This is a genomic window from Bacillus sp. NPDC077027 (assembly GCF_050269555.1).
Classification (GTDB): Bacteria; Bacillota; Bacilli; order Bacillales; family Bacillaceae; genus Bacillus.
Map to the genome: position 1 here is coordinate 73,839 of NZ_JBNNIO010000002.1, position 17,346 is coordinate 91,184.

At 39.5% G+C, this 17,346-nt stretch carries 15 protein-coding genes; 13 read left to right on the forward strand and 2 right to left on the reverse strand.

Annotated elements, in window-relative coordinates:
* The first annotated feature begins 43 nt into the window (after positions 1–43).
* Positions 44–1,906 carry a transglycosylase domain-containing protein gene (locus tag ACQKEZ_RS05975; RefSeq protein WP_427299413.1) on the forward strand — a complete coding sequence of 621 codons (1,863 nt, stop codon included), beginning with the start codon at positions 44–46 and terminating at the stop codon, positions 1,904–1,906.
* A 24-nt stretch (positions 1,907–1,930) separates the two neighbouring features.
* Complete coding sequence (locus ACQKEZ_RS05980) at positions 1,931–2,344, forward strand: thiol-disulfide oxidoreductase DCC family protein (protein ID WP_427300477.1); 414 nt, start codon at positions 1,931–1,933, stop codon at positions 2,342–2,344.
* Positions 2,345–2,384: 40 nt separating this feature from the next.
* Here the strand turns inward: ACQKEZ_RS05980 and ACQKEZ_RS05985 are convergent, their stop codons facing one another.
* Positions 2,385–2,942, reverse strand: a complete 558-nt coding sequence (locus ACQKEZ_RS05985; RefSeq protein ID WP_427299414.1) for a DUF5366 family protein — start codon at positions 2,940–2,942, stop codon at positions 2,385–2,387.
* A 190-nt stretch (positions 2,943–3,132) separates the two neighbouring features.
* Here ACQKEZ_RS05985 and malK point away from each other — a divergent pair, with 190 nt between their 5' ends.
* From malK to ACQKEZ_RS06020, 7 genes are all read left to right on the forward strand, one after another.
* A complete protein-coding gene (gene malK / locus ACQKEZ_RS05990) occupies positions 3,133–4,734 on the forward strand; it encodes a malate sensor histidine kinase MalK (RefSeq protein ID WP_427299415.1) in 1,602 nt (533 codons plus the stop codon).
* Positions 4,727–5,434: a response regulator gene (locus ACQKEZ_RS05995; RefSeq protein WP_427299416.1), complete on the forward strand. Its 708-nt coding sequence runs from the start codon at positions 4,727–4,729 to the stop codon at positions 5,432–5,434. The genes malK and ACQKEZ_RS05995 overlap by 8 nt, the downstream gene beginning before the upstream one ends.
* A 398-nt stretch (positions 5,435–5,832) precedes the next feature.
* On the forward strand, positions 5,833–6,915 hold the full coding sequence (locus ACQKEZ_RS06000) for a BMP family lipoprotein (RefSeq protein ID WP_427299417.1): 1,083 nt from the start codon (positions 5,833–5,835) through the stop codon (positions 6,913–6,915).
* A 163-nt stretch (positions 6,916–7,078) separates the two neighbouring features.
* Entirely contained in the window at positions 7,079–8,614 is a 1,536-nt protein-coding gene (locus ACQKEZ_RS06005; protein ID WP_427299418.1) for an ABC transporter ATP-binding protein, read from the forward strand.
* On the forward strand, positions 8,607–9,653 hold the full coding sequence (locus ACQKEZ_RS06010) for an ABC transporter permease (protein ID WP_427299419.1): 1,047 nt from the start codon (positions 8,607–8,609) through the stop codon (positions 9,651–9,653). Before ACQKEZ_RS06005 ends, ACQKEZ_RS06010 begins: the two co-directional genes overlap by 8 nt.
* Positions 9,654–10,613, forward strand: a complete 960-nt coding sequence (locus tag ACQKEZ_RS06015) for an ABC transporter permease (RefSeq protein WP_427299420.1) — start codon at positions 9,654–9,656, stop codon at positions 10,611–10,613.
* Positions 10,614–10,789: 176 nt separating this feature from the next.
* Positions 10,790–12,130 (forward strand): 2-hydroxycarboxylate transporter family protein, encoded by a 1,341-nt coding sequence (locus tag ACQKEZ_RS06020; RefSeq protein WP_427299421.1) that lies wholly within the window; start codon positions 10,790–10,792, stop codon positions 12,128–12,130.
* Between the two features lie 135 nt (positions 12,131–12,265).
* On the opposite strand, the gene ACQKEZ_RS06025 is transcribed toward ACQKEZ_RS06020, so the two are convergent.
* Positions 12,266–12,475, reverse strand: coding sequence for a hypothetical protein (locus tag ACQKEZ_RS06025; RefSeq protein ID WP_427299422.1), 210 nt, complete (start codon positions 12,473–12,475; stop codon positions 12,266–12,268).
* 224 nt (positions 12,476–12,699) lie between these two features.
* Between ACQKEZ_RS06025 and ACQKEZ_RS06030 the strand changes: the two genes are divergently transcribed.
* From ACQKEZ_RS06030 to ACQKEZ_RS06045, 4 genes are read left to right on the forward strand one after another with little or no spacing between them, the layout of a single operon-like run.
* On the forward strand, positions 12,700–15,102 hold the full coding sequence (locus tag ACQKEZ_RS06030) for a Na+/H+ antiporter subunit A (protein ID WP_427299423.1): 2,403 nt from the start codon (positions 12,700–12,702) through the stop codon (positions 15,100–15,102).
* Positions 15,099–15,530, forward strand: a complete 432-nt coding sequence (locus ACQKEZ_RS06035) for a Na(+)/H(+) antiporter subunit B (RefSeq protein WP_427299424.1) — start codon at positions 15,099–15,101, stop codon at positions 15,528–15,530. Before ACQKEZ_RS06030 ends, ACQKEZ_RS06035 begins: the two co-directional genes overlap by 4 nt.
* Complete coding sequence (locus tag ACQKEZ_RS06040; RefSeq protein WP_427299425.1) at positions 15,530–15,871, forward strand: Na(+)/H(+) antiporter subunit C; 342 nt, start codon at positions 15,530–15,532, stop codon at positions 15,869–15,871. Before ACQKEZ_RS06035 ends, ACQKEZ_RS06040 begins: the two co-directional genes overlap by 1 nt.
* On the forward strand, positions 15,864–17,345 hold the full coding sequence (locus ACQKEZ_RS06045) for a Na+/H+ antiporter subunit D (RefSeq protein ID WP_427299426.1): 1,482 nt from the start codon (positions 15,864–15,866) through the stop codon (positions 17,343–17,345). Before ACQKEZ_RS06040 ends, ACQKEZ_RS06045 begins: the two co-directional genes overlap by 8 nt.
* Position 17,346: the final 1 nt, after the last annotated feature.

Sequence of the window (17,346 nt, forward strand, 5' to 3'; positions counted from 1 at the left end):
ATGGTACGATATGGCTAGAAATCTGAAGAAAGAGAGTGACCTCATGTTCAGAGCAATTATCGGTTGGATATTACTTGCTGTGCTTATCCCATTATTCTTACTTACTTTTTACTTATCAAAGGAAGAAGCTGCAAGTGTAAAACCTGTCAATGAAGTGCTTGACCGAAAAATAAAACTAGAAAAAATAGATTTTGCCCAAAACAGTTACATGTATGACCAAGATGGTTCGCTAATTTCAGAAATCGTCTCAAATGATGAAAATCGTATTTTCGTAGACTACGATAAAATTCCGGATCACATCAAGGAACTCTTCCTTAAATCTGAGGATCGGAATTTTTATGATCATAAGGGCGTCGACTTTATAGGGGTTGTTCGAGCACTCGCTGCAAATGTCAAAAACCAAGGCATTAGCCAAGGTGCAAGTACCATTACACAGCAACTGTCTCGTAACTTGTATTTAAGCCACGAACGTTCCTTCAGTCGGAAGTTCACAGAGCTTTTATATGCCTATGAATTAGAACGAAAATTCACAAAAGAAGACATTCTAGAAAGCTACCTCAATACAATTTATTTCAGCAATGGCGTATACGGTGTTGGTTCTGCAGCAAATTACTATTTTAATAAGCCGCTCAGTTCACTGTCTCTTGCACAGATGGCTTTTATTTCTGCTATACCAAATAACCCGACTTTGTATGATCCGATTAAGCAATTCAAACATACAAAACAACGCCAAAAACGACTTCTTGGCATTTTAAAAGAAGATGGCATCATCACCAACAAACAATATCAAAAAGCGATCAAACAAAAAATCAAACTCAATTTAAGCGAAAAGAAAAATCTCTATCCTGATTATGTCACATATGCTAATGAAGAGTTTACAGATCTTATCTCTGAATCTGAGGGCTTTAACAAACGGTTAAATAAAGCCAAAACGAATGCCGAAAAGAAAGCCATTCATAAAGAACTTTCGGAAAAGGTAAGTGCCTTGCTCAAAGATGGAGTGAAAATCTATACTGCACTTGACCCTTTTCTTCAACAACGATCCGTCTATCAACTTAATGCAAAGCTGCCATACCAAGGTGTGGAAGGTGGCGCAGCCGTTGTGAACCATCAAACGCATCAAATTGTTGCGCTTGCTGGAGGGAAAAATTATCAAAAATTCGATTTTAACTATGCCTATCAAGCACAAAGACAGCCCGGTTCTGCTATAAAACCGCTATTAGATTATGGCCCTTATATTGAACAAACTGGCGCTACAACATCTAGTAAGATTAGTGCAGAAAAGTTTTGTAATAGTGGCTATTGCCCACAAAACTATAACCATAAAACGTATGGAACGGTGACTTTAGAGACGGCATTTAAAAATTCCTACAACACTCCTGCTATTCGCATGCTTGATACAGTTGGTGTGAACAAGGGCTTTAGCTACTTAGAGAAATTCTCCTTTAAACATATTGTCGCAGATGATTATCGCCTTCCCTCTGCGTTAGGCGGATTTACAAAAGGCTTTTCACCGCTTGAAATGACAGACGCATACACTGTGTTTGGCAATAGCGGTACATATACTGAAAGCCATGCGATCACAAAGGTAACTGATTTAAACGGGAAAACCCTTTACAAATGGAGAGAATCACCGAAACAAGTATATTCTGCTCGCACAAATGAAACGATGCGTAAGCTACTCGCTTCTGTTGTGAAAAGTGGAACAGGGAAAAAAGCAAACTTCCGTTCACCTTATATTGGAGGAAAAACAGGTACTTCCAACGACTATAAAGACATCTGGTTTGTTGGATTAACTGACACGTATACGATGGGCGTTTGGGTCGGCAGAGACCGAGGGACGGTAGAATCAATTTACAATTTAAGTCCGCATTTGCTCATTTGGAAAAACACTTTACAGTACTAAGGAATCTTTTCGAGGGGCCTGATCATTATGAAACAATCACTTCCGAAGCGATTGATCCTATTTGACGGTGTTTGTCATGTATGTAGTGGTGCTGTACAATTTGTGATCAAACGAGATCCAGATGGTCAAATCATGTTTGCTTCCCTTCAATCAGAAAGTGGACAACACATTTTAAAAGAACACGGACTTCGCACTGATGACTGGGATTCATTTCTTTATTTTGAAGATGGCGTGCTGTATACAAAATCTACAGGGATTTTAAAAGTTGCCCGCCATTTAAAAGGCATTTCCAGATGGAGCCATCTGCTTTTGGTCATCCCACGTCCTCTTCGTGACTGGTTTTATCAGCTCATTGCCCGAAACCGCTACAAATGGTTCGGCAAAAGAACGTCATGCTTAATGCCAACTGACAATATCAAAAAACGATTTCTCAACTAAAAAAAGCATCCTTCCGCTTAGGAAGGATGCTTTTATACGCTTACGATGGAAGACTTGCCATCACACTATTATAAAGTTTAATAAATAAATACAAAATACCGATTAAAAACGTTGCCCAGAATAAAATAATAAACAACATAAAGCCGATCAAATTCATAATAGATAATGTCTGATAAATTCTTGCAACGATAAAAATAAAGTACACAAGACTTGCAAGCACAAGAACTGCCATAATCCAAATAAGTTGCTGTGTCAGAATAAAAGACAAAAGACTCGCAATTAAATAAATCAATGAACCAATACGAATTTTTTTCAAATTTTCCCCTTCAGGGTCCTTTGCAAAAAATAGCAATGATAGCTCTGTTACCGTATCAGCAATTAGCTTTAATGCCGATAGTACCATAAAATAAGCCAAAGCAAATGCAGCAAATAATGCGAGACGAATGCCTTGTTCAGAAAAAAATTCGAGCATCCCCTTTAAAATCCCTGCCTCTGATAGAAGGTCGGTTGTGATGCCAACTGTATAAATCGAAAAGGCTGAGCTAAATAGTAAAATTGATATCAGCGGAAAATATCCAGTCAAGTATGTATTTTTCATAAATATATCCTTTCTCATAAACTCACATTTATTATGGCTCACTTAAAACCGATTGACAAGATACTTTCCAAGGAAACTCATTCAAATTTGCTATTTTCCCATCATTTTGCACGCGCATTCCTTCACAAACTTACTTTTTCCCGTTAAAGTAATACTATTGACTATTAAATTGATCGTTAGGAGTATACTCGTGAAAAAAACATTAAGATTGCAAACAAGGCTGACGATTTTTGTATGTATCGTTGTTTTAATTTCCTTGTGCATTACATTCTTCACCATATGGTCTGATACTGCAAAAAATATTCATCAGCAGGAACGTGATATCGCGTTATCAACAGCAAAAATGGTAGCCGAAGCACCAATTACGGTTGAAGCATTAGAAAATGAATCCTATAGCGAAGCATTACGCAAATACACAACGAGCGTCCAAAAGATCACCAAGACGGAATTTGTTGTGATCATGGATATGAATGGCATTCGCAAAACACACCCCAACCCACAAAAAATCGGGAAACCCTTTGCAGGTGGGGATGAAAGACCAGCTCTAAATGGGAAAGAGCACATTAGTACGGCAGCAGGAACACTCGGTCAATCCATGCGTGCTTTTGTCCCTGTCTATAATAAAGATGGCAAACAGATTGGCGCTGTAGCAGTCGGTATCACATTACAGGAAATTGACCTCATTATTCATCAAAGCTTAAAACCACTCTACTTGGTCATTTCCATCAGCCTTCTGACTGGTATCGTTGGTGCTTTGATTGTCGCACGAAAAGTAAAAAAGATTATGTTTGGACTTGAACCTGATGAGATTGCGACATTATTAAAGGAACGAAGTGCTATGTTAGAATCAACAAAGGAAGGAATACTCGCAGTTGATCAGCATGGTAAAATCAAGTTGGCGAACGCTGAAGCGAAGCGACTTTTTCATAACATGGGCATCATGATTGAACCAAATGAACAGGATGTACAAGCTTTGCTCCCTTCAAGCGGCCTGAAACAAGTGATCGAGACACGAAAGCCGCTACTTGATCGAGATGTGAAAATGAATGGTCTTGAGCTTGTCTTTAATGAAGTCCCTATTACAGTAAAAGGCGAAATTGTCGGTGCCATTGCAACTTTCCGTGATAAAACGGAAGTAAAGCATCTTGCCGAACAACTTAGTGGTGTCAAAATGTATGCCAACGCCCTGCGCGCTCAGTCACACGAATTTATGAACAAGCTTCATGTCATCCTAGGGTTGGTACAGCTCAAAAATTATGATGATCTTGGCACATATATAAAAGATATAGCGATTTATCAACAAACTGAAACAAACGAAATCATCAATCATGTGAAAAATTCTGTGCTCGCTGGATTTTTATTAGGGAAGCAAAGCTATATTAGAGAGCAAGGCGCTTCTTTAGAGGTCATTTGTAGCACTCCAGTTCCAAGATCTGAAGACGCTGCAACAACCCACGATCTCATCACAGTCATTGGCAATCTCCTGAATAATGCACTGGATGCTGTGACTCAAACAGACATGAAGAATATTTCTATTTCTTTTCGCTATGTTCAAAATCAGCTCCACATTGAAATTACAGATACAGGGATTGGCCTTTCAATAGAAGATCAACAAAAAATGTTCGAACAAGGCTTTTCAACCAAAGGTGAAGATAGAGGGTTTGGTTTATACTTTGTCGACCAAAGCTTGAAGAATCTGAACGGGCATATGATCGTCACAAGTGAAAAAGGAGAAGGAACGACTTTTAGTCTCCGTATTCCTTATAAACCGAAGGAGGATTATAATGATTAATGTATTAATAGTTGAAGATGATCCAATGGTTGGCGAGCTGAACAAGCGCTACCTCAGCCAAATGGATGGTTTTGAATTAAAAGGAATTTCCACGTCTTTTCAAGATGCACTTGTCATGTTAAAAAATGAAGATATCGACCTTGTACTGCTTGATATTTATATGCCAGGTCAAAACGGATTGAACCTTCTATCTGAAATTCGGCAGCAAAATCATCATGTCGATGTAATGATCATTTCGGCTGCAAATGAAGTCGATGTCATTCAGCAAACAATGAGGAACGGTGCTGTCGATTATTTAATCAAGCCGTTTGAATTTGATCGTTTCCAATCAGCGCTTTCAGAATATAAAAGAAAACAAGCACTTTATCAAACAATGAACTGTGTTTCCCAAAAGGACCTAGATGCCAAGCTATTCCATAAAAAAGGAGAGGTAGAAAAAGTTCTTCTACCTAAAGGCTTAACAAAAAGCACGCTAAAATTAATTTGGACAAGTATTCGTTCCTTTGAACAGCAAGCCTTTACAACAGAAGACCTTGCCAACCACACTGAAATTTCCCAAGTATCGATTAGAAAATATTTGAAGTTTCTTGAGGATATTGAAGTAGTTGATGTTGAAATGGCCTATGGCACAATAGGTCGTCCTGTCTTTCAATACAAATTAAGCACAAGCAACATGAATTTAATTCAACAATATCTATAATCAAAACATCTGACCTTTTGAGACGGTCAGATGTTTTTTTTGCATAAAATGCTACAAAACCCTTGCAAACACTGGCTTCACTTTGATAGAGCACATCATGAAAGCGGCATTATATCACATTTCCAAGGGTAAAAAGACAAAGAATTTGCCTTTTAACATTTTTTTTAAAATAAAACAAATTTCTATTTATTTATTGATTGGGAAATGATAAATTATGATTGATTAGTTCACAGCGATATAAGTCTGATGTCTTACATCTTTCTACCTCTCTTTTCCATGCCTAATAAGAAAGCAGGATAAATTACCTTTTTTACTTTTAAGCAAATAGAGAAATGAAGAGCATCCGACGTTTTTCGTGCGACTTTTCTGAAACTTTCAAATTTATGGGGGGTTATGTTTTGAAGAAGCACAAAATTGGACTAGCTATGTCCTTAGTCGTAGCAGCTGGAACCATCCTTGGAGCATGCGGCAACTCCGGCTCAAACAGTGGTGAAAACACTAAAGATAAAGACAATTTCACAGTTGCAATGGTAACAGATGTCGGTGGTGTCGATGACAAATCCTTTAACCAATCATCTTGGGAAGGCCTTCAAGCCTTTGGTAAAGAAAATAATTTGAAAAAAGGCAAAAATGGTTATGATTACTTACAATCTAAATCAGATGCCGATTATACAACTAACCTGAACACACTAGCTCGAGAAAAATTTGACCTCATTTATGGTATTGGCTTTCTGATGGAAGATTCAATCAGTGACATCGCAGATCAGCGTAAGAAAAATCATTTTGCCATTGTTGATGCTGTCGTCAAAAAAGACAACGTAGCAAGCATCACTTTTAATGAAAATGAAGGTTCTTTCCTTGTAGGCGTTGTAGCCGCACTTTCTTCGAAAACAAACAAAATTGGTTTTGTTGGCGGAGTTGATTCAGAACTGATTAGAAAGTTTGAAGTTGGCTTCCGTGCTGGTGTAGAAGCAACAAATCCGAAAGCAAAAGTAGAAGTGAAATATGCTGGTGCATTTGATAAAGCTGATATTGGTAAAGCAACAGCTGAAAGCATGTACAAATCTGGCGTTGATATTATTTATCATGCAGCTGGAGGCACTGGAACAGGGGTCTTCACTGAAGCGAAAAACTTGAAAAAAGCTGATCCAGATCGAAAAGTATGGGTAATCGGTGTCGATAAAGATCAATATGACGAAGGTAAAGTACCTGGAACAGATACAAGTGTTACCCTTACTTCTATGATTAAGAAAGTAGACGCTGCTGTTTTAGACCTTACAACAAAAGCAAAAGAGGGTAAATTCCCTGGCGGTGAAGTCATTACTTATGGTCTGAATGAAGGCGCTGTTGATATTTCTCCTTCTCAGGACAACCTTTCAAAAGACGTATTGAAAAAAGTCCAAGAATGGAAAGAAAAAATCATCAAAGGTGATGTCAAAGTTCCAGCAACACGTGACGAACTAAAAGATTTTAAAGCTTAATTTGAGCATTGGGGTAAGCTCACAGCTTGTCCCCTTGCTTCTCCTTTGCCTCCTCTTTATTTTTTATAAAAGGTGGCAAAAGAAAAGCTGCAGCCCTGAATTGCAGCTTTTCTTTTGCTAGTTTTTATCTTCAAAGCACCCTAAAAAAGGAGCGGTCAAACCTGTGGATTATGTCATTGAAATGTTGAATATACGTAAAGAATTCCCTGGCATTGTAGCAAACGACAACATTACGCTGCAATTAAAAAAGGGCGAAATTCATGCGCTGCTTGGTGAAAACGGCGCTGGGAAATCAACGCTCATGAACGTGCTTTTTGGTCTGTACCAGCCTGAACAAGGTGAAATCAAGGTACATGGTAAGCCTGTTCAAATTTCAAGTCCTAATGATGCCAACGATTTAGGCATCGGCATGGTGCATCAGCATTTTATGCTCGTTGATACGTTTACTGTTGCTGAAAATATCATTCTTGGAAAAGAACCGAAAAAACTCGGGAAAATTGATAAAGAATTAGCGATTCAGCAAGTGCAAGAGCTTTCAGACAAATATGGACTTAAAATAGATCCTGCTGCGAAGGTATCGGACATTTCGGTCGGTATGCAGCAGCGAGCAGAGATTTTAAAAACTCTTTACCGTGGCGCTGAAATTTTGATCTTCGATGAACCAACGGCTGTTTTAACGCCTCAAGAAATTAAAGAACTCATTCAAATTATGAAAAATTTAATTCATGAAGGTAAATCCATCATTTTGATCACTCATAAATTAAAAGAAATCATGGATGCTTGCCACCGAGTCACAATTATCCGCAAAGGACAAGGAATTCAAACACTTGATGTTGCGAACACAAATAAGGATGAACTGGCTAGTTTAATGGTTGGCAGAGAAGTTTCATTTAAAACAAACAAAAAGGAAGCTTCTCCTACAGAAGAAGTATTAAACATTCACAACTTAACGGTAAAAGATGCACGCGGGATTGAAGCAGTCAAACAATTAAACTTGTCTCTCAGAGCTGGTGAAATTGTCGGAATTGCAGGTGTCGATGGAAATGGACAGTCTGAGCTCATTGAAACAATTACGGGACTAAGAAAAGCAGAGGCTGGTACGATTTCCTTAAACGGCAAAAACATTCAAAACCTACCGCCACGAAAAGTAACAGCATCAGGTATTGGACATATTCCACAAGATCGCCATAAACATGGTCTTGTCCTGGATTTTTCAATTGGAGAAAACATCTCATTACAGACGTACTATCAACGTCCATACTCTAAATTCGGTTTGATGAATATGAAGACAATCTACCAAAAAGCCAAACGAATTATTTCTGAGTATGATGTGAGAACACCTAGCGAGTATACGGAAGCTCGTGCGCTTTCAGGAGGAAACCAGCAGAAGGCGATCATCGGTCGTGAAGTCGATCGTAACCCAGACCTTCTCATTGCAGCTCAGCCAACAAGGGGTCTTGATGTTGGTGCTATTGAGTTCGTACACAAAAAATTAATTGAACAAAGAGATTCTGGCAAAGCCGTTCTCCTGATCTCTTTTGAGCTTGATGAAATTATTAATGTCAGTGATAAAATTGCGGTCATTTTTGAAGGAAGTATTATTGCCTTCGTTGATCCTAAAGAGACGACAGAGCAACAACTTGGTCTATTAATGGCTGGAAGTACGCAAAAGGAAGTGGGGAAAGAAGCAAATGGCTAAACGATTATCAAATCTGCTCATTCCGCTAGTAGCCATTGGACTTGGTCTTTTAGTCGGGGCACTCATTATGCTTGCAAGTGGCTACAGTGTTATTGAGGGTTATGGAGCCCTTTGGAATGGGGTTTTCGGTGAAACATATTATATGGGTGAAACCGTCAGACAAGTAACACCTTATATTTTATCTGGACTTGCAGTCGCCTTCGCTTTTCGGACAGGCCTATTTAACATTGGAGTAGAAGGTCAAATGCTTGTCGGCTGGGTTGCAGCAGTGTGGATTGGAACAACTGTACACGCTCCAGCTTATATTCACTTGCCTCTTGCCCTACTGACAGCTGCTGTTGCTGGTGCATTATGGGGCTTTATTCCTGGATTTTTAAAGGCTCGCTTTTATGTACATGAAGTCATTGTCACCATTATGATGAACTACATTGCTCTTCATGTTACAAACTATATGATTTCAAATGTACTAACAAGCAATAAAGATAAAACAGGCAAGATTGATGCGACAGCCTCTCTTCGTTCTGGTTTTTTTGAACAAATTACAGATTTTTCAAGGATGCATAATGGCATTATTGTTGCGATCATCTCTGCAGTTATCATGTGGATCATTATCCAAAAAACATCAAAAGGCTTTGAACTAAGAGCCGTTGGGATGAACCAGCATGCCTCTCAATACGCTGGGATGAATGTACGTCGTAATATCATTTATGCAATGCTGATTTCTGGTGCTTTCGCAGGACTTGCAGGCGCAATGGAAGGACTCGGTACATTTGAGTACGCTTCAATTAAAGGCTCATTTACAGGTGTTGGCTTTGATGGAATCGCAGTCGCTCTATTAGGCGGAAATACAGCTATTGGTGTCGTTCTTGCTGCATTTTTACTTGGTGGCTTAAAGGTCGGCGCATTAAACATGCCTCTTGAATCAGGCGTTCCAACAGAAGTGGTTGATATCGTCATTGCAATTATCATTTTATTCGTGGCATCAAGCTATATCATTCGTCTCGCTATTCAACAAATAAAGAAAAAGGGGGGGAAATAAGTGGGTTTTCTGCAGATACTTGAAATCATTGTCCCTGCTACACTTGTTTATGCTGCACCGCTTATTTTAACCGCTCTAGGAGGCGTCTTTTCAGAAAGATCAGGAGTCGTAAATATTGGTCTTGAAGGCTTGATGGTCGTCGGAGCATTTTCCAGCATTATCTTTAACCTAATGTATGCAGATGTATTTGGTGCACTCACCCCTTGGCTCGGTCTTATCGTCGGAATGATCGTTGGTGGCTTGTTTTCACTCATACATGCAGTGGCAACCATTACATTTAGAGCAGATCAGACGGTAAGTGGTGTAGCCATTAACATGCTTGCCCTTGGCCTTTCATTATTTGTTGTCAAATTGATCTACGGAAAAGCACAGACAGACAAAATCACAGAACCTTTCTATAAAGGAGATATTCCCCTTTTAAGCGACATACCGATTATTGGTGATATTTTCTTTAAAGATGTGTACTATACGTCAATCCTTGCCATTGTACTTGCAGTGGTTGCTTGGTTTGTTTTATTTAAAATGCCGTTTGGTCTTCGCCTTCGTGCAGTTGGGGAGCATCCGATGGCAGCCGATACAATGGGCATAAAAGTGTACCGGATGCGCTATATCGGTGTGATGATTAGTGGATTATTCGGAGGACTTGGCGGTGCAGTTTACGCTTCAACCGTCGCTCTTGATTTTTCACACGCAACCATTACAGGTCAGGGCTTTATCGCTCTCGCTGCCCTTGTCTTCGGTAAATGGCATCCATTTGGCGCAATGGGAGCAGCCCTATTCTTTGGATTTGCTCAAAGCTTAAGCATTATCGGCTCACTCCTGCCATTATTTAAAGATATTCCAAACGTGTATATGCTGATTGCACCTTATGTGTTAACGATCCTTGCTCTTACAGGCTTTATCGGACGCGCAGATGCACCGAAAGCACTTGGAACTCCTTATTTAAAAGGAAAACGATAAATATACTGTATGATCCATCCCCTGAACGACAAAGATGTTCAGGGGATTTTTGTATGATAAAAAATAAGTTGAACAACTATTTATTTTACTTTTATTACACTTAATTTAATTTAATAAATAGATGCAAAACTCCTAATCTTCTACAATTGAGACAAATAACATTTGGGGGTGTTTTTGTGTCTTCTGCAAAACAATTGAAATCGATTACACATGATTCTGATAATAATAAAAGCGTTTTCCAAAAAATTATTTCTTGGAAAGTTGGCGTTATTGATCTACCTGTGTATTTAGTACTTGCAGCCATTATTTTAACTGCTGCTTATTTTAATAAAATTCCTGAAAATATGCTCGGCGGTTTCGCAGTCATTATGATTTTAGGGATTTTCCTTGGAGACATCGGTCAACGAATTCCAATTTTAAAAGACATTGGTGGACCAGCGATTCTCTCACTATTCGTACCATCGTTCTTGGTCTTTTTTAATGCACTAAACCCGAACTCATTGGAAGCGGTTACGTCTCTAATGAAAACGTCTAACTTCCTTTACTTCTATATCTCTGCTCTTGTAGTTGGAAGTATTCTCGGTATGCAAAGGACTGTTTTAGTACAAGGACTTATTCGTATGTTTGTTCCGCTTTTGGCGGGTACAATTGCAGCAGTATCTGCTGGTATTCTCGTTGGCCTTTTATTTGGCTACACGCCATATCATTCATTCTTCTTTATCATTGTTCCGATTATTGCTGGGGGGGTTGGAGAAGGAATTCTGCCATTATCCATCGCTTATTCTCAAATTCTCGGTGTATCATCAGAATCTTTAATTTCTCAATTGATTCCTGCTGCGGTTATTGGTAATGTCATCGCAATCATCTGCGCTGGTGCAATGAAAAAGCTTGGCGAAAAACGTCCAGAATTAAACGGAAATGGCCGCCTAGTGAAATCTAAAGAAGCAAATGAAATTTTTGAACAGCCAGAAATGGATGCTAAAGTTGATTTCGGTCTCATGGGTGCAGGTGTTCTTCTTGCTTGTACAACATTCATCTTTGGTGGTCTTCTAGAAACTTTTGTTCACATTCCAGGACCAATCTTAATGATTGTTCTTGCAGCATTTGTGAAGTACTTAAATGTATTACCACAAAACTTACAAACCGGTTCTCAACAGTTCTACAAGTTCGTATCAAAAAGCTTCACTTGGCCATTGATGGTCGGTTTAGGGATTCTCTACATTCCGCTTGATGATGTAGCAGCTGTTATCTCTATTCCATTTGTATTCGTATGTATAGCTGTCGTACTTGCAATGGTCGGTTCTGGTTACTTTGTTGGTAAATTAATGAACATGTATCCAGTTGAATCTGCGATCGTTACTGGCTGTCATAGTGGTTTAGGTGGTACTGGGGACGTAGCCATTCTTTCTGCATCAGGAAGAATGGGGCTTATGCCGTTTGCTCAAGTATCTACACGCCTTGGCGGTGCAGCAACTGTTATTTGCGCAACCATTTTACTACGTATTTTTGCATCATAAAAAAGAACCCTACTTAGACAAGCGGGCTCGTTAGGCAGTTAAAAAGGCATGAACTCAGGATTCCACTGGGATCATGCCTTTTTTATTTTGCGGGTGCTAAACACACTCATTCACTTTAGTGAAAGTTATTTTTTCTTATTCCTCCGCGATCACGATTCTCATATACTCTCTTGGTTGAAATGGATATTGTCTTGCCTCTTGATACGTCATATGAAGTAATTGTTCTGTAAACAGCGGCCATCCGCTTTCAACCTGCCATCTTTTTTGATCATTTCGTTCAAGCAAGAATGCCCCGCCAATAATCGTGCAGAATATACTTATGCTAATCCATAATTTCAGCTTCATCCAATCAGCCCCTTTAAGAAAAGCATGTACAAAATAAAAATCATTATACAAAGTGCACAATTTTTGATAAAATTATTTTCATGGTCAATAGAACTCCAAAAAAAGGAGATGCGAGTTTTATGTAAATCGTCTGAAACCAATGCACTATGTAAGCATTTAGGATATAATTTTTATAAACAGTTCATTAGAACGCGAATGATGTTTTATTAAAGGAGGTTCATTTTTTGCAGCTTATTCATTTTGCCATCCTATCACCGTTTTTACTCGCTTTTCTTGTTCCCTTCCTTTTTAAATATGTAAGGCGCATACATACCGGATGGTTTGTTCTCATTTTGCCGATTCTTTTATTTAGCTATTTTATTCAAATGCTAAAGTTTACTTCAAATGGACGGACATTGTTTTCTCAAGCCGAATGGATTCCATCTCTTGGGATGAACTTCACTGTCTATGTTGATGGTCTTAGTATTTTATTTGCACTCCTAATTACTGGCATTGGTGCACTCGTTGTACTGTACAGTATCTTCTACTTATCGAAAGAAAAAGAGCAGCTTGGTTCTTTCTATACGTATTTGCTCATGTTTATGAGTGCTATGCTTGGAGTCGTTCTATCCGACAACATGGTTGTCCTCTATTTATTTTGGGAATTCACCAGTATTTCTTCCTTCCTTTTAATCGGTTATTGGTATCAAAGAGAGCGTTCACGTTATGGCGCAACTAAATCCTTACTGATTACTGTATTAGGTGGATTATCTATGCTTGGGGGCTTTATCCTCCTTTATCTTGTAACAGATTCTTTTAGTATTCGAGAAGCAGTTAATCAAATTGAACTGATCACTGCATCACCTTACTTTATTCCTGCGATGGTGCTCATCTTAATTGGTGCATTTACGAAATCAGCGCAATTCCCATTTTACATTTGGTTGCCTGATGCGATGGAAGCACCAACACCAGTGAGTAGTTATCTGCACTCCGCAACAATGGTAAAAGCAGGTATTTATTTAGTCGCACGCTTTAGCCCAGTCTTTGCAATTTCTGAGGTCTGGTTCTGGACCATTTCTATTGTTGGACTTTTCACATTATTCTGGGGTTCATTCCATGCGGTGCGTCAAAATGATTTAAAAGCCATTCTTGCCTATTCAACCGTCAGTCAGCTAGGCATGATTATGTTAATGCTTGGCGTTGGTTCTGCTGCTATCCATGAAAACGATCATGCTTATTTTGGAGCAGCAATCCTTGCCGCCATTTTTCATTTAATTAATCATGCTACATTTAAAGGAAGCTTGTTCATGGCAGCAGGCATCATTGATCATGAAACAGGGACTCGTGATCTTCGCAAGCTCGGCGGCTTGATGACACTCATGCCGATTACATTTACCATTACGCTCATCGGCACGTTCTCCATGGCTGGTCTTCCACCATTCAATGGATTTTTAAGCAAGGAGCTATTTTTCACAAGTATGCTTCGTACCTCAGAAATCAGCTTTACTGATCTCTCGACATGGGGTGTACTTTTCCCTGCCATCGCTTGGCTTGCGAGTGTTTTTACATTTATCTATAGCACGATGCTCCTCTTTAAAACATTCAGAGGGAAGCTTCAGTTAGATCAACTTGAGAAAAAACCACACGAAGCACCGATCGGTTTGCTCATTCCACCGATTATTTTAGCAGCGCTTGTTGTGACCTTTTTCTTTTTCCCGAATGTGCTTGCTTATTCCGTTATTGAACCTGCAATGGCAGCAATCATTCCTGATGCATTAGCGCCAGGAGATCGTTTTGTGGTGAAAATTGAAGCATGGCATGGTTTCAAGCGAGAGCTTTATATGACAATCGCCGTTGTTGCTCTTGGTATTATCGGTTATTTAACACTTGCAAAATGGCGACCGATTTATCGTGTGTTTAAAAAGAAATGGTCATTGAACAATGTATATGATCAGTCACTTCTCGGTTTAGAAAAAGGAACTCACCGTGTTACAAACGCCTATATGACTGGCTTTCTTAGAGATTATCTTGTCTATACCTTTGCGTTCTTCATTTTGCTTATTGGGAGTGTCATTGTGTATAAACAAGCATTTACTATTAATACGGCACATGCCGCACCAATTGGAGTTTATGAAGCGATCTTATCCCTGGTGATGGTTGCAGCAACAGTCACCACTGTTTTTGCACGCTCGCGTTTAACTGCAATTATTGCTCTAGGTGTGATGGGCTATACGTTATCTCTGTTCTTCGTGATCTTCAGAGCACCTGACCTTGCACTGACTCAACTTATTATTGAGACGATTTCTGTTGCTCTGTTCCTGCTTTGCTTCTACCATCTGCCAAAGCTCAGTCGCAAGCAAAAAACAAGAAGATTTCGCTTAACGAATTTCTTTATTTCTCTAGGTGTTGGTGTGGTTGTAACCTGTCTCGCCTTTGCATCAACTAGTCAGCAATCGGCAGACACCATTGCCACATATTTTATTAAAAATAGCTATAAGTTAGCAGGTGGAGATAATATCGTCAATGTCATCCTCGTTGACTTTAGGGGATTTGATACACTATTTGAAATTACCGTACTTGCCATTGCAGCACTTGGCATTTATGGATTGCTAAAAGTACAAGTGCGTGAGAAGGGAGAAAGGCGATGAGAAAACACGATACAAATGATTTACTCTTACAAACCATCACTAAAATTGTTGTTTTTATCATCTTGCTTTTCTCATTCCATCTATTTCTTGCGGGACATAACAACCCAGGCGGTGGCTTTATCGGGGGCCTGATGTCATCAGGCGCTGTGGTGCTTCTTTTACTTGCCTATGATCTGAAAACGGTCAGACGAATCCTGCCCTTCAACTTTATTTATGTGGTAGGAGCGGGGCTGTGTATCGCAATATTAACAGGAATGGGTTCGTTTCTGTTTGATGTACCGTTTTTATCACACACATTTGACTATTTCAATTTGCCGATTTTAGGTCAAACAGAGCTTGCCACTGCCGTTCTGTTTGACATCGGTGTGTACTTAGTTGTTGTTGGGGTTACCATGACCATTATTCAAACGATTGGAGAGAAGGAATAATGGAATTCTTAATGTCTATATTAGTCGGTATTATTTTCATGGCGGCTACGTACTTAATGCTGTCGAAAAGCCTTCTTCGGGTGATCGTCGGTACAGCAGTTCTCAGCCATGGCGTCCATTTGCTCCTTTTAACAATGGGCGGTCTTAAAAAAGGGGCTCCTCCCATATTAAAAGAGGGCCTTACATCCTATGTCGATCCATTGCCACAAGCATTAATTTTAACAGCGATTGTTATCGCTTTTGGTGTCACATCCTTTTTGCTCGTCATGGCATTCCGTGCCTTCCAAGAGCTGAAAACAGATGATATGGATCAAATGAGAGGAAATGATCAACATGAATAACCTTGTCATCCTTCCAATTTTGATCCCATTGCTTTCAGCAACGCTTTTAATTTTTATGAACAAAAGCACCATGCTGTCAAGGGGATTTAGTGTTGTTGCATCAGTTGCTGCCATCGTCTGTAACTTCCTTCTTGTCCAAATGATTTTCACAAATGGCATCCAGACGCTTTATTTAGGCGGTTGGGCTGCCCCGTTTGGTATTGCACTTGTTGCCGATCAATTTGCAGCATTGCTTGTTTTAACTGGCTCAATCATCGGGCTTGTCACCATTCTCTTTTCTTTTAAAACGATTGGAAAGGAAAGAGAAAGATTCTTCTATTATGCTGGAGTCCAGTTTTTATTGGCAGGCGTGAGTGGCGCCTTTTTAACGGGGGATATTTTCAACTTATTTGTTTTCTTTGAGTTATTACTCATGGCTTCATATATGTTGATTGTACTAGGCGGAACAAAGGCGCAGCTCCGTGAATCATTAAAATACATTGTCTTTAACATTATCTCTTCTGCGCTATTTATTGTAGGGGTTGCCTGTTTATATGCTGTCACAGGGACACTCAACATGGCAGATTTAAGTGTAAAAATTGCAGAGTCTGGACAAACCGGACTGCTGACCGTGATTTCGGTACTATTCTTGATTGTCTTTGGGTTAAAAGCTGGAATTTTCCCGCTTTATTTCTGGCTCCCAGGATCTTATCATGCACCACCTGCTCCTGTATCTGCTTTATTCGGAGCCCTATTAACAAAGGTTGGGCTATACGCCATCGCACGTATATTCACCTTGATTTTTATTCATGATACTGGATTTACGCATCAACTGATGGCTTGGCTGGCAGCTCTCACCGTCATCTTCGGTGTTATTGGGTCCATCGCATATTCTGATGCTCAAAAAATCGTCATTTATAACATTGTGACAGCCGTCGGTGTGATTCTATTTGGCATCGCAGTAAATACACCAGCATCCTTGCAAGGTACGATTTACTATCTGATTCATGATATGGTGATCAAAGGAGCTTTATTTATGCTTGTTGGTGCCCTGTTCGTATTAGCTGGCACTAACCATATCAAAAAAATGGGTGGTCTCATTCAATCGCACCCGCTACTCGGATGGATGTTTTTCCTTTCAGCTCTATCTTTAGCAGGAATTCCACCATTTAGTGGCTTTATAGGCAAGTTGAAAATTGTTGAAGGCGGATTTTCTGCTGGACAAATGACGTTCTCGTTATTAGTGTTACTTTCTAGTCTCCTCGTCTTATATTCAGTCATGAGAATTTTTATGTTTGCATTTTGGGGCGAGAAAAAAGAGCTGCCTGTGAAGAAAGAACGGTCCATCAAGGGAATGGTTTATCCAGGTGTCATTCTTGTGCTTTTATCACTTGCTATTGGTTTTGGCACAGAGCTCATAGCACCTTATATCAGCCAAGCAGCGGAAATGCTATCAACACCAGAAAAATATATTCAAGCTGTGCTGAAGGAGTAGA

Coding starts and splice junctions, on each gene's coding strand:
- ACQKEZ_RS06035 (WP_427299424.1), top strand. CDS start 15,099: ATGAGAAAACACGATACAAATGATTTACTCTTACAAACCATCACTAAA.
- ACQKEZ_RS05995 (WP_427299416.1), top strand. CDS start 4,727: ATGATTAATGTATTAATAGTTGAAGATGATCCAATGGTTGGCGAGCTG.
- ACQKEZ_RS06040 (WP_427299425.1), top strand. CDS start 15,530: ATGGAATTCTTAATGTCTATATTAGTCGGTATTATTTTCATGGCGGCT.
- ACQKEZ_RS06025 (WP_427299422.1), bottom strand. CDS start 12,475: ATGAAGCTGAAATTATGGATTAGCATAAGTATATTCTGCACGATTATT.
- ACQKEZ_RS06045 (WP_427299426.1), top strand. CDS start 15,864: ATGAATAACCTTGTCATCCTTCCAATTTTGATCCCATTGCTTTCAGCA.
- ACQKEZ_RS05985 (WP_427299414.1), bottom strand. CDS start 2,942: ATGAAAAATACATACTTGACTGGATATTTTCCGCTGATATCAATTTTA.
- ACQKEZ_RS05975 (WP_427299413.1), top strand. CDS start 44: ATGTTCAGAGCAATTATCGGTTGGATATTACTTGCTGTGCTTATCCCA.
- ACQKEZ_RS06010 (WP_427299419.1), top strand. CDS start 8,607: ATGGCTAAACGATTATCAAATCTGCTCATTCCGCTAGTAGCCATTGGA.